General features: G+C 34.1%; 13 protein-coding genes and 1 tRNA gene. 10 read left to right on the forward strand and 4 right to left on the reverse strand.

All coding sequences use genetic code 11. The annotated features are described in order from the left end of the window. The first annotated feature begins 75 nt into the window (after positions 1 to 75). The gene (locus QLG01_RS15250; protein WP_151827864.1) at positions 76 to 702 is read left to right on the forward strand and encodes a sterol desaturase family protein; all 627 of its coding nucleotides are present in this window, start codon (positions 76 to 78) and stop codon (positions 700 to 702) included. 63 nt (positions 703 to 765) lie between these two features. On the opposite strand, the gene QLG01_RS15255 is transcribed toward QLG01_RS15250, so the two are convergent. After that, positions 766 to 1,617 carry a LysR family transcriptional regulator gene (locus QLG01_RS15255; protein ID WP_198308427.1) on the reverse strand — a complete coding sequence of 284 codons (852 nt, stop codon included), beginning with the start codon at positions 1,615 to 1,617 and terminating at the stop codon, positions 766 to 768. A 94-nt stretch (positions 1,618 to 1,711) separates the two neighbouring features. On the opposite strand from QLG01_RS15255, the gene QLG01_RS15260 reads away from it, so the two are divergent. The 3 genes from QLG01_RS15260 to QLG01_RS15270 all read left to right on the forward strand — a co-directional run bounded on the left by QLG01_RS15260 (position 1,712) and on the right by QLG01_RS15270 (position 5,011). After that, the gene (locus QLG01_RS15260) at positions 1,712 to 2,641 is read left to right on the forward strand and encodes a DMT family transporter (protein ID WP_198308428.1); all 930 of its coding nucleotides are present in this window, start codon (positions 1,712 to 1,714) and stop codon (positions 2,639 to 2,641) included. 244 nt (positions 2,642 to 2,885) lie between these two features. Beyond that, a complete protein-coding gene (locus tag QLG01_RS15265) occupies positions 2,886 to 3,350 on the forward strand; it encodes a hypothetical protein (protein ID WP_005304574.1) in 465 nt (154 codons plus the stop codon). Between the two features lie 245 nt (positions 3,351 to 3,595). Then, positions 3,596 to 5,011, forward strand: a complete 1,416-nt coding sequence (locus QLG01_RS15270) for a cytosine permease (RefSeq protein ID WP_198308430.1) — start codon at positions 3,596 to 3,598, stop codon at positions 5,009 to 5,011. 62 nt (positions 5,012 to 5,073) lie between these two features. Here QLG01_RS15270 and QLG01_RS15275 read toward each other — a convergent pair whose 3' ends face one another. Then, on the reverse strand, positions 5,074 to 5,511 hold the full coding sequence (locus QLG01_RS15275) for a PACE efflux transporter (RefSeq protein WP_005304570.1): 438 nt from the start codon (positions 5,509 to 5,511) through the stop codon (positions 5,074 to 5,076). A gap of 89 nt (positions 5,512 to 5,600) precedes the next feature. Between QLG01_RS15275 and QLG01_RS15280 the strand changes: the two genes are divergently transcribed. Then, entirely contained in the window at positions 5,601 to 6,485 is an 885-nt protein-coding gene (locus QLG01_RS15280; RefSeq protein ID WP_005304566.1) for a LysR family transcriptional regulator, read from the forward strand. Positions 6,486 to 7,666: 1,181 nt separating this feature from the next. Continuing rightward, positions 7,667 to 7,743 (forward strand) — tRNA-Ile (locus tag QLG01_RS15285). A gap of 181 nt (positions 7,744 to 7,924) precedes the next feature. Here the strand turns inward: QLG01_RS15285 and QLG01_RS15290 are convergent. Beyond that, positions 7,925 to 8,788: an iron-containing redox enzyme family protein gene (locus QLG01_RS15290; protein ID WP_013198131.1), complete on the reverse strand. Its 864-nt coding sequence runs from the start codon at positions 8,786 to 8,788 to the stop codon at positions 7,925 to 7,927. A 278-nt stretch (positions 8,789 to 9,066) separates the two neighbouring features. Between QLG01_RS15290 and QLG01_RS15295 the strand changes: the two genes are divergently transcribed. From QLG01_RS15295 to QLG01_RS15305, 3 genes are all read left to right on the forward strand, one after another. Continuing rightward, complete coding sequence (locus QLG01_RS15295) at positions 9,067 to 9,639, forward strand: TetR/AcrR family transcriptional regulator (protein ID WP_282496861.1); 573 nt, start codon at positions 9,067 to 9,069, stop codon at positions 9,637 to 9,639. A 173-nt stretch (positions 9,640 to 9,812) separates the two neighbouring features. Then, entirely contained in the window at positions 9,813 to 10,358 is a 546-nt protein-coding gene (locus QLG01_RS15300) for a 1-acyl-sn-glycerol-3-phosphate acyltransferase (protein ID WP_004792837.1), read from the forward strand. A 161-nt stretch (positions 10,359 to 10,519) separates the two neighbouring features. Beyond that, complete coding sequence (locus tag QLG01_RS15305) at positions 10,520 to 11,269, forward strand: YebC/PmpR family DNA-binding transcriptional regulator (protein WP_005304550.1); 750 nt, start codon at positions 10,520 to 10,522, stop codon at positions 11,267 to 11,269. 44 nt (positions 11,270 to 11,313) lie between these two features. On the opposite strand, the gene QLG01_RS15310 is transcribed toward QLG01_RS15305, so the two are convergent. After that, positions 11,314 to 11,784, reverse strand: coding sequence for an Lrp/AsnC family transcriptional regulator (locus QLG01_RS15310; RefSeq protein WP_004642558.1), 471 nt, complete (start codon positions 11,782 to 11,784; stop codon positions 11,314 to 11,316). 344 nt (positions 11,785 to 12,128) lie between these two features. On the opposite strand from QLG01_RS15310, the gene QLG01_RS15315 reads away from it, so the two are divergent. Beyond that, positions 12,129 to 13,442 carry a DcaP family trimeric outer membrane transporter gene (locus QLG01_RS15315; RefSeq protein ID WP_282496862.1) on the forward strand — a complete coding sequence of 438 codons (1,314 nt, stop codon included), beginning with the start codon at positions 12,129 to 12,131 and terminating at the stop codon, positions 13,440 to 13,442. The last annotated feature ends 18 nt before the right edge of the window (positions 13,443 to 13,460 follow it).

The raw sequence follows: 13,460 nt of genomic DNA on the forward strand, positions 1-13,460 counted from the left end.
ACTGCCTGTTAAGTCAAAGGGATAAAACATTCTTCTTTTACAATCATTTTAAATTGTAATTAAGAAGTTCCCAATATGCTTGGTTTCCCTGTAGGTGTTTTTGTTGCTAATGGTCTTGAATGGTACTTTCATAAAGTCTGGTTACACGAATATCCAAGTCAGTATCGTAATAGCCCATTTTTCACTCACATCGCTCATCATAAGCGCGCTCGCTTAAATGGTTTTCAAGATGAAGGTTATGCTGAATCGATGTTTAAAAATGCTGAAATTTATAATGAAAAAACAGCATTAATTGGATTAGCTGGAGCTGCTACAATTTTTTTGCCTGTCGCTCCATTTTTTACAGCTGGGCTCTATTATGGTTTATGGAATTATTGGCGTGTACATTCAAAAGCACATTTAGATTCAGAATATGCAAAAAAACGTATTCCTTGGCACTATGATCATCACATGACAAGTAATCAAAATGCTAATTGGTGCGTTACTAAACCTTGGTTTGACTATATTATGGGAACTAGAGTCACTACCGAAGTGTCTCAAACCGAGACCAATCCACTTGGTATTAAATTACCAAAGTTTTTAGAAAAACCAATTAATTTTACTGCTAGACATATACTCACAAAATCCTATGCCAAAATTGATTTAAATTCTGTTCAGGATCAATCTAATTTACGCAACGGAATAGAAGTCAGTTTAACCTAAATATATCAAAATAAAAAAGCTGCGGACTCCAGCAGCTTTTTATATAAATCGATAGTTAACAGCTTAAACTTTAAAAGGTTCGAAGCAGCTCACAAGAAAATCCATTACTACTCTTATTGCTGGACTATGCCGTAAATCTTCATGTGTGACTAACCAAATTTCAGCACTCATCGGATGATCATCTTGTAATCTAACTAAATTGCTAAGAGCGCCTAAAAAATCCGGTAAGACCGCTAAACCTACTTCTCCACATGCAGCTCTCCACTGTAACTCAGGATGGTTGGTCACCATAATGGGTTCTTTATGATTTAATCTTTCTTTTAATTTTTGCTGTTTTTGACCATGTACTCCCCCTACTTCCACACTAATCCATTCATAATTTTCAGGAGCCGTTGAAGCCAAATAATTTGGACCCGCATATACTCCAAAAGGAATTTCACCTACTTTACGAGCTACTAAATTTTCATCTTTAGGACGGCCAAATCTTACCGCAATATCAGCCTCACTATGCTGTAAAGAAACATAATGAACATCACCGAGCACACGCAATTTTAATTGAGGATAATGACGATAAAATCTGCCCAAATGAGGCATGATGAGATGTGCCGCAGTTAAAGGAGGCATACTAATAGAAACACTTCCCATCACTTCTTGCTGACCAGCCTGAGTTAAACGCTCAATAGAAAAAGTTTCTTCCATCATACGAGCAACCACCTGCGCAAGGCGTTCACCATCAGGTGTTAGGATGTAGGTGCGTGGTCTACGATCGACTAATTTAAGTTTTAAATTTTGTTCTAGCTGGGCAATTCTTCTAGATACAGTTGCATGATCTACTCCCAATTTGCGGGCAGCCGCTGACAGTGACTTTTCTTCTGTAAAAACTGAAAAGTAATGTAAATTTTCCCAATCAATCATTGTGCAAATTTTCACATTAGAAGTGTATTAATATGGAATTGTACACCTTTATGTAATTGCCCAGAATAAAACCTTTCTTGATGGGAGCCTATCCATGAACAGAACGGTGGCGTATGCCTATGCTGGTGTTGTCTTAACAATGTTTTTTTGGGGATCAGCATTTAATGCAATGTCTTATATCATTCAACATATGCCTCCGCTATCTGCTGCATCTGAACGGTTTTCAATTGCAAGCCTAGGCTTACTTCTGATCTTTTCAATAACCGGCCAATTAAGATGGGCAGCCTTAAGCCAAAATTTAGTTATCTATCTTGTGATTGGGGTAATTGGAATTGCAGGTTTCAACATAGGCTGTTTTTACGGCTTAAAAACGACATCTGCCGTGAACGGTGCTTTAATTATGGCAACTACCCCCTTAATGACTCTATTAATGACAATCATGCTAGATGGTGAAAAACTTACCACTAGTAAATTTTTAGGCGTTTTATTTGGCTTAAGTGGCGTATTACTTGTGATTAGTCAAGGCCATATAACAACTTTACTTCACCTAAAAATAGACATTGGAGATCTATTTATATTATTGGGTGCATTTGGATTTTGTTTCGCAAATGTCCTGTCTCGCCGTTATGTAAAAAATGCTACTCCGCTAGAAACAACGACTTTTTCTATGATGTTTGGGGCAATAACACTTGGTTTGTTGAGTATGATATTTGAAAATCCTCTTTCAGCCATTGCATCTGCACCTGTAAATGCACATTTAGCCATGGGATATGTTGTTATCTGCTCTACCATGATTGCTTATTTATTCTGGTTTAATGGCATACAAAAATTAGGTGCTGGCCGCGCTTCGGTATTTTTTAACTTTGTACCAGTGTTCAGTATGATCATTGCTCTGCTTGCTGGCCAGACGCTTAATATCTGGCAGTTAGTAGGAACCGCTTTAGTGATGCTTGGTGTAATGAGTAGCGGAGGTTTTTTAAAAATTAAAAGTACTCCACTTATGGCAAAACATTGTACAAAATAAGAAATATGCTGCTACATTAAAATTCTATTATTAATATGTAGCAGCATTTTCAAATATAAAATACAAAATCACCTCCCGACAATCTCTTTAAGTTCCTATATTTTCGAAAATATTTTTTACATTTTTGAAGTTTTATACAAAAGCTCATCTTAATTATTCCGTTGTAACAAATACTGTATGTTTCTTTAAAACTTAATAAAAGATTGCCATATATAGTTTTAAAACAACCAAAGGAGATATTAAAATGAAGCTGGATTTTACAACTATTGAAAAGCAAGCCAAATTGCTACAAGAAGAACAAGAAAAGATCGAGCAACGAGATCATGAATTTCAACTTGCTTTAGATAAACACCGAGAATCCCTGAAGAGTTTATTTAAAGATCTTTTCTCTGACCGAGAAGTTAAGACAGAAAATGGAGGCCACTTTTGTGTAAATTTTGGTGATTTCAAAATTTCTTTGTTGATTGAAACTGCTAAATTTGAAAATGGTGTTCCTGTAAAATTAAATTCGGTAAATCCTGTTATTATTAAATGCAAGAAAGATAAGCCCATTGCAAAAGCACAGTTTACTGATGCAACACAATATCTAGATAACCATTTAGAAACTCCAAATTATCAATATTATTTTAAGCAAGAAGATAAAACCCAACTTGTGCAATTTTCTGAACTTCCTACTTATTTCCAAATCGTTTTAGATGCAAACGCATAAAGTTGAGCCCTCTATAGAGGGCTTTTTCATATATTATTTTTCCATTATTTAACTTTTTAAAAAATAAAATTCGTCAAATACTTTTTCTATTTATCTATGAATTATTTAAGCCACTTTTAGCTTTTACAGACTCAAAAACTGTTTGATTATTTTTCAAATTACTTGTATATACATGTTTATATTTGTTTGTACAAATATTGAATTAATAAAAATAGAGTGGACTCTTAAAGGACAAGGAGAGTGAAATGGACTCATCGGCTGAGAAACCAAATAGTAGTTTTATTGAAAACCGAAGTATTGACTTTATTCCAGAAAATGAAAGACATGGCGGAGTGTTTGCTCAATTTACCCTCTGGTTTGGTGCTAATTTACAAATTACAGCCATTGTGACGGGTGCGCTAGCAGTTGTATTAGGCGGGGATGTTTTTTGGTCTATTATTGGTTTATTCGTGGGACAATGTTTTGGTGCTGCCGTTATGGCACTACATGCTGCCCAAGGTCCTAAACTTGGCCTTCCTCAAATGATTTCAAGCCGTGTGCAATTTGGGGTATATGGTGCTTGTATTCCAATCATACTTGTTTGCCTCATGTATATTGGCTTTACAGCAACTGGAGAGGTATTGGCTGGTAAAGCAATTGCACATCTAGCACATGTCAGCAATACAACTGGCATCTTAATTTACGCATGTTTAATCATTATATTTGCAACAATTGGATATCGTTTAATTCATTTGGTAGGCAAAGTAGCCAGTATTATTGGTTTGATCGCTTTTGTGATTATTTTGACTCAAATTTTAGCACTTTCTGATTTATCTGAACTCTTAGCAGTACGTCATTTCAGTTGGTCTTCATTTTTATTAGCAGTTTCACTTTCTGCTTCTTGGCAAATTTCTTTTGGGCCCTATGTTGCAGACTACTCCCGTTATCTTCCAACTAAAACGTCTTCATATCGTGTATTTTGGGCCGTTGGTTTAGGTTCTCTATTGGGTTCACAAATTTCCATGAGCCTAGGTGTTTTGATTGCTCAAGTCGCAAACGGCAATTTTGTCGGAAATGAAGTTCAATATGTTGTGGGTATGAACCCAATTGCCCTCGTCGTGACCTTTTTATATTTTAGTATCGCTTTTGGCAAAGTTACTCTGACAACCTTAAATGCTTACGGTAGCTTTATGTGCATTGCTACAGTTTGGAATAGTTTCAAATCGACAAATCAAATTTCAAAAATAACAAGATTACTCATTGTCTTAGCTATGGTTGTGATTTCGACATTTATTGCAATTATAGGTGAACATACTTTTTTAAGTGCTTTTAAAGCATTTATTTTGTTTTTACTTACCTTCTTTATTCCATGGAGTGCTATTAATCTGGTTGATTACTACTTTATCTCTAAAGAAGAATGTGATGTAGATGCGCTCTATGATCCAAATGGCAAGTATGGCCGTTGGAATCGAATTGGTATCACCTGCTACTTTCTCGGTATTTTGATCCAACTGCCCTTTATTGATAGTAAATTTTATACGGGACAAATTGCTGCAATGTTAGGAGGGATCGACTTATCATGGCTGGTAGGACTGATTTCTACAGCAGTGATTTATTATATTTTCGCCAAGAAAGCTCAACTTAAGTTTTCAAAGCAGTTAGTCATTGATCAAATCAAATAATTAAACTAGAGATAAGCTATCAGAATCACACACCTTGATAGCTTATTAAGTTGATTTAGTGACTATTCTTGCAATGCTTTAGCTTGTGCCGAAGCAGGCAATCCAAATAACTTATCAAAGCTCCAATTAAATATAAAAGTATAGATAGGAATAATGATAATAAAAGCCACATCTAACCAAAAAGCAGCAATCAGAGAAATATCCATCCACCATGCAATAAGAGGAATCAAAAATAGGACTAAGGTAAGCTGGAAACCAATAGCATGTCCAACTCTACGCTTAACTGTACGAACATTACTGCTCTGTCTAGCCTCCCACTTCTCATATAAAATATTGTAGATAAAATTCCAAGTTACAGCGATGGTCGTAATCATGACAGAGAGTGGTCCTGTATGTTCAACACTATCACCTGCCAAAATCGCTAAACCTACTGATGAAATAATCATTCCGATGACTTCATAAGAAGAAACATAGACAATTCGACGCTTTACACCTTGCATAATAGGCAAACTCTAATTAATTCTTTATATTTTAATTTCAGTCAAAATCATATATAAAGTTAATAGCTTTCAGTTCTACTGATATCAAAATGAATTTTAACAGCGAAAATATTGAACTCTTTATTACTGTACTCGATACAGGATCTTTCTCTGCGGCCGCCCGTAAACTAAATCGAGTACCTTCAGCAGTCAGTATGGCCGTTGCTAATCTAGAAGCAGAATTGGGTTACACCTTATTTGAACGTACTCCACGCAAGGTCATTCCTACACCTACCGCATTAGCTTTGGAACCTCAAGCACGAATTATTTCTGAACAACTTAGGCTATTTAGTACTCATGCCCATGAACTTTCTTTAGGACTAGAGAGTAAATTACGTATTGGTGTGGTCTCAGACGTAAATACAAAACTATTATTTTTTTCAATAAAGAAGTTAGCTGATAAATTCCCCTTACTAAATATAGAGGTTATTACTGCACCTCAAGATGACATTCTTAATTTACTTTATAGGGAAGAAATTAGTCTTTGCTTAGCTGGTTCAGACCTCAATATAAAAATGCGTGAGAATCTGCAATTAGTAATGACTGAAACAGTCGTTGCTACTATCTCGTCTAGTCATACTCTTCTACAAGAAAAAACAAAGCATTTTTCTATTGAAGAGTTAATCAATATTAGACAAATTGTAGTGGCGAGTAGCGACCATGAAATGACAGATTCTCGGTCAATTATTGGTGCTATGTACTGGAAAACGAATAGTCTACAAACAGCAATTAATATGGTTGAAGCAGGACTCGGTTGGGGAAACTTCCCGTTATCGTTAGTACAAGAAAAAATTTCACAAGGTCATTTAGTTCTTTTAGATTTTAAAAATACTAAAAATCATTTACCTCTATCCATTTACTTAATTTGGCTTCAAGACCGCCCCTTATCTAAAGCAGCTCGAGAACTCATTCAGATTATTCAAGAAAATTTATAATTTCTTATACTGTAGCTCTCTGAGCACACATGATCTTTTTATAGTTTTATTTCTAATTATATACTTACTTTTAAAATTCAGATTATTGCTCTTTCCTATTTTCTCTATATTACAAAAAGCAAGAAGCCTACTTTAAAAAGCAGGCTTCTTACTGTATTTCAGGACTAAGCAATAGTTTTTTATTTTGGGAAAATACATTTGTACTTTATTAAAACCTAGCATTTTAGTCAAGAATAAATTCAATAAAATACAATCATTTGTATCGAGCGTGAAAGTAGTCACACTTTAAGTTTTGTATAGAAAACACATGAGAAAAAGAAAGAAATTTCAATTAAAAAATTTCCAATTCTCCCACTAAAAAGTTCTAATTTTTTAAAAATCAGATAAAGGTCTTAATTTTAAGGAAGCTCACTTTACTCCCTTATTTTTGTATTTCCTCGTTAAAACTTATGGATTTTTCCCTATGCGCTAAACAAAATTAATTTCATAAATATTATCTTTGTATTACTAGTTTTTTAAAAATTAATTAGAATTTTGGATTCACCTTACTCAAAAAAATAATCACTTTCACTAGATTTATTACAGTAACTATTAGACTGCAAAGAATAACCTCTCATTAAAATGATATAGAATTGACTATGATAAGAGTACATCATTCTATAAATAGGATTTTATAAAGTTATACGTTTTCTAAATATTTAGCGTAGATAAATATTTCTTAAATTAAGTTTATTTAGAATATTCTATAGTCGTTATTGAACAAATATTTATAAATTCTGTGTAAGACATAAATGTATAAATTATGTTTGTAAACTTTTTTGAAAAACCAATTTTGGTCACATTTCAAGCAATATTCAATCAACCTGAAATTTGATTACTCTTCAAACAAAAGATGTTTTTAAAAGAATTAACTATTCGAACTGATAATTAACTAAACCCCAATCACTATAAACTTCTGACTGACATAAGTTCTAATTGATCGATAAATAACTAAGTTCACTTTACTCATGAGCTACTCATACGCTAGAATCACTCTCGCTCGTAATATTTAACCAAAATAACACAATATTTTTTAGGTCTAGTATGTGCCTAGTTTAGAAAATGACTTGTGTTTGATTAAAAAATTGATTAGTATTGCACGCACTGAAAGGCCTTGAGATTTAAAGCTTTTCTGACTTATAGGGCCTATAGCTCAGTTGGTTAGAGCAGCGGACTCATAATCCGTTGGTCCCGTGTTCAAGTCACGGTGGGCCCACCAAATTCAAACCTCATAAACTAAAAAGTTTATGGGGTTTTTTAATGCTTATCTAAATAGAATTCGTTTTACCGTTATAAACAATATTCAAAATTTAATTATCAAAATGTAAATTTTATTTTATCTTAAAATTTTAACTGCTTTAAAATACGTTTTTCTAAACTTAATACTTCTATTTCTTCTATTAAGCTAAGATTCTCTTCCGCATAAGCTCTGTATGTTCTAATTGAGCGTCCCAAAATTTTTCCCATAAATCACAATACTCTAAGCATAACTTTTCGATATAGTTATAATCTTCTTCTGTACAAGCTTGCATTAAGACATACCATAAGTCTTCTTCATGATCATCATCTGCGGCTTCGGCACTTTCATCTTCAGAAATACCATGCACATGATAATAACCACCACCCTCTACCTCTAAACCTACAGCTTTAGTCGCTTTACGTAACGGTGGACTATAAAGAATCACCTCTTCTTCTGCGACTGCTAATAAGGCTGAAACAGCTTTATAGTCATCATAAGCATTTTCTAAAAACACTCTAACTTGATTTGCAATTTCAGTCGGCTGATAAGTCAGACGATCTTGTTCTGTAATACCAAAATCATTTAATACGTCTTCAAATAAAGGATAGTGAGCATATTCAGGATTTCCCTGATAATAACCATCTTTGTCTAAACCTGGACGAAATCCAAACTCATCAAAAATATTTAGGCTCAAAAGAAAGCGCGGAAACATTTTCGCACCGGCATGCAATCTTGGCTCTAGTTGTTTAGTTTGAAATTGGGCCATGAGCAATGCATCAGTAAAAGTTTGTACAATTGCATGGCGGTATTCTAAGTGTATTTTTTTTAAATTTTCTTTATTAATTTCTCCGTTATTTAAAATATCAATTGCAGGATGATGTGACACCGCATGTTTAGCAATTTTTTCTCTTAATTGGGTCAAAAAGTCTGAATTTTTTTCCCATAGTTCAGTAGAAATGCTTTGCTTCATCCCTGCGAGTGCTTTCTTTCTAGGATTATTAAAATTCTCAAATTTCTTAGGCATATCTACTCTCATTAAACTTATTGAAGCCTGATCGATTTTTACATATTTTATTATAAAAACAATGACTTAAATTAATATTTAAATATGTTCCCTTATCAATCCATATTAGAATTAAAATCGTACGAAATCAAATAGAAAATTAAAAAAAACTTATGTTAATGATTATCATTATCACAATATCAACTTGAATCCAATCCCTTTTTTTATTATGATCATTGATATTAAAATTTTAATTTTTTCGATTAAGTTATAATTAGTTCTAACTATATGGAATAGTAATGTCAAAAAAAGAAGATATTATAAATACTGCTTTAAATTTATTTAATCAGATTGGCTACAATGCAACTGGTGTTGACCGTATTATTGCTGAATCTAATGTTGCAAAGATGACCTTTTATAAATATTTTCCTTCAAAAGAAAATTTAATTATGGAGTGTTTGCAACATAGAAACTTAAATATTCAAAATTCAATTAATGAACAATTAAATTTACATCAAGATGCTAATCCGCTTGAGAAAATTTATATTATTTTTAATTGGTATATTGAATGGATCAATAGCGAAACATTTAATGGATGCTTATTTAAAAAAGCATTTATTGAAGTATCTAAACAATATACTTCAATTCGTGAACCATTTTACGAGTATACAAAGTGGTTAACTCATTTACTACAAGACCAGCTCACTCAATTAGGTATAGAAAACCCAACTCCCCTTACTCATATCATTATTTCTATTATTGATGGGATGATTATTGATGGAACAACAGATAAAAAACTAATTAACGCTGAAAAAATTTGGCAGTATATTGAGTTTTTAATTAATGAAGAAATACCTCAACAAATTTCGTAATTTTAAAATTATCTAAGTTTATTATGTTTAAAGAAAAATAAAAAAGAACTTTTTAAATCTTCAAGCTTAGATAATCTTCATTTTTAATTGGCTACTTTAGCTTTCATAATTTTTCTAGGCTTTTTTACAAACTCATATTAGAATCCTGCAAATTTATCACCTTGCACTGATCTATGAAAAAATTTCTAGCTAACTCTATCTTTAAAGCTGCTGGTTGGACCTATAATGTAGATCCCAAAATTCTTGAAAAAAAACAAGTTATTATTGGATTTGAACATACCTCAAATCTAGATGCAGTGCTCTCTATTGCTCTCTTCCAAATTTTAGACATTAAGATTCATACTTTAATAAAGAAAGAACTCTTTAAGGGTCCCCTTAAGCCAGTTTTAGAAAAACTTGGTGGCATTCCCGTTGACCGCAAAGCGAGTAAAGATATTGTTTCTCAAATGGTTGAACAATTTCAAACTCATGAAACTTTTAACTTGGTGATTGCCCCTGAAGCTACTCGTGCGAAAGATGGCTCAGAACGTAAACCTATCCGTACAGGTTTTTGGCATATTGCGAAAGCCGCTAATGTTCCAATTGTACTCATGTATGCCAATGCCCGAAGCAAACAAGGCGGGATTCTAGGTAAAATTTACCCAACAGACTTACAAAAAGATTTAGAAACGATTAAAGAGCTATATGCGCAATTTGACATAGATGTCAAAATTAACTAGATCAAATTGGATTTGATTCGGCCTGATCTCACTCATTAGGCCTTAAGGTTATTATTCTTATTCAATTGGCTAACAAAACGCAGGGCAACAGTTTTCAACAAAACCAAGCCTATGCTAATATTCCAGCACTTTTGCATTTTCTTTTTTTGGAGTTCACGTCCATGGCGGGTCATTCTAAATGGGCCAATATTAAGCATCGTAAAGCGAAACAAGATGCAAGTCGCGGTAAAGTTTTTACTAAATATATTCGTGAAATTGTGACTGCTGCCAAACTTGGTGGTGGAGATGCTGCTAGTAACCCTCGTTTGCGTGCAGTAGTTGAAAAAGCACTTTCAGTTAATATGACACGTGACACCATCAACCGTGCAATCCAACGTGGTGCCGGTGGTGAAGATAATGATGATTTAAAAGAAGTAACTTACGAAGGTTATGGTGTTGGCGGTGTTGCTGTTCTTGTTGAGACAATGACAGATAACTTAAACCGTACAGTACCAGATGTACGTCACTGTTTTAGTAAAACAAATGGTAACCTAGGAACTGCGGGTTCTGTCGCTTATCTATTTACTAAACGTGGTGAAATTACTTTTGAAGATGTTTCTTTAGAAGACAAAATCATGGAAATTGCTTTAGAAGCTGGCGCTGAAGATATTGAAGTTTCAGAAGATGAAATTTTAGTAATCACTTCACCAGAAACTTTTGGTGAAGTTCAAGATGCTCTAACTGCTGCTGGTTTAAAATCTGACAACGCAGAAGTTGTTATGAGTCCATCAACTAAAGCTGAAATTACTGATGTCGACCAAGCAAAACAAATTCTTAAAATGATTGATATGTTTGAAGATCTTGATGATGTACAAAACGTTTATACAAACGTTGAGTTCACAGATGAGGTTTTGGCTCAACTTGATGCCTAAATCAAACATTTGAATTAAAAAAACGCACCATTTGGTGCGTTTTTTTATAGTTTATTGAGTAAGTTATAACAGTTAAAAACATTATATTTTTTAATCACAAAGCTGGAATGCAGCGCAACAACATTGTCAATTTTTCCAATACGTCTTAATAAAATTTCACTGTAGTCATCCATGTTACGTGCTACAAGTTCTAAAATAAAATCGGCACTTTGCCCTGTCACAAGAAATGCATTGGTCACTTCTGGAATTGCTTCTATTTCAGAAAGAAACTTATCAAATGTTTCGGTGTCATGCTTACTCAGTGACACTTGCAATAAAATGTGTAAGGTAAATCCAAGTTTACTAAAATTAATTTCCCTTTTGAGCTGCCCCATAACGTTGGCTTCAATCAGATGCTTAATCCGGCGATGCACAGAACTGACTGACAGATTGATCCGTTCTGAAAGTTCATTCAAATTTAAGTCTTCATGAGACAAAATTTCTAGAATTTGTTTATCAAAACGATCTAACTCCATTGTTATCTCCAGCCAGAATTTTACAGTGAGGACAGTATACCCTATACAACTCACCTGCATTTAAAATACAAAGGTTTAAAAATAGCTAAACCGTTTCTTCCTTTTACATATTTTATTGCAGACGTGCATTTTAACCGTGCAAATAATGGAGCATATGGCGCATTTTAGAAAGTCAATTTCATACTCTCATTTATTTTTTTCAATATAAGATATTACTCGCCCCATTATTTAAACATAGGCCAATGATAATTATAGAAATTTTACTATTTTTCTAAATTCTTAAAGTTGGCATTATTATTGTTATGTATTTGCAGGAAAATTTTTATCCATGTCGGGGAGTTCCTGTGAATAAGATCAAAACACTCGTGCTAGCAATGAGTTCTTTAGGCGCAATTAGCGTGACGATGCCTGTGCATGCCGCTACAGATGCTGAAGTTAACGCCTTACGTGATGAAGTAAAGGAGTTAAAACAACTCGTCCAGAAACTATCTGATCAACAAAAGACAGGTTTGTCGGTTAGTGCTCCAGCAACAATTCCCGTAGCACCAGCTACACCTACACCTCCTGTATCAAAACCAGGTTGGATGGCTATGGCGGATGGGCAAACCCAAGTTAAGCTTTATGGTAGTGTCCGCGCAGATGCAACCTATGACTTTAAAGGTTCAAATGGCAGCATTTCAAATGGCGCTAACTATCCATTAAATAAAGATGATCCGAAACAAGATTCACTAAATGTATCTGCTGCAACTTCAAGAATTGGTCTAGACATTACTCGACCTACTCAGTACGGAGATTTAACAGGAAAAATTGAAGCCGATTTCATGGGCGGAAATGGCGATAATGGTAATGGTACCTTCCGTGTTCGCCATGCCTATATGTCTTTAGGAAAATGGTTAGCTGGTCAAACGACCTCACCTTTTGTGAATACCGATACATCGCCAGAAACAGTAGATTTTAATGGCGCTATTGGTACAGGTACTACACGTACAGTACAGGTTAGATACACTCAGCCAATTAATGCACAACAGAAAATATTAGTTGCCTTAGAAGGCGGTGATGTTGAAAAAGCTGGTAATGCTGCCGGTGGAAGCCGTTTTCCTGCTTTAACAGCACGATATGATTTCAAAACTACAGATAATAAAGGCCTATTACAGTTACATGGTCTTGCCCATGAAAACCGCGTGGCTCCCAAAGATAGTACTTCTGAAGAAAAATTTGGTTGGGGTGTCGGCGTTGGTGGTAAATATGATTTAACGCCTCAAGATAGCTTGGTTGCTAATTACTATCATGTTAAAGGAGATGGTCGCTATTTACTTTATAGCAACTCAGCTTATGCCTATGACACAACAACTCAGGATATTAATTTAGGTGAATTTGATAGTGCCGTTATTGGCTACCAACGGAAATGGAGCCCTATCCTCCGCTCTACTTTTGCAATAGGCGGTATTCAATACAAAGATGATAACACCTATGCAAATAGCAATTTAACCAGCACCAGCTATAACAAAGAAATTTATAATGCCTTGGTCAATTTAATCTGGAATCCGGTTAAAAATATTGATTTAGGTGCAGAATATACATATGGCCAACGAGAAACTTTCGCAGGCGATAAAGGTGATTACTCTCGTGTCAATTTATTAGCAAAATATAGTTTCTAAAAATGGAAATAAAAAAAA

The organism is Acinetobacter sp. V89_4 (assembly GCF_029967875.1).
Classification (GTDB): Bacteria; Pseudomonadota; Gammaproteobacteria; order Pseudomonadales; family Moraxellaceae; genus Acinetobacter; species Acinetobacter oleivorans.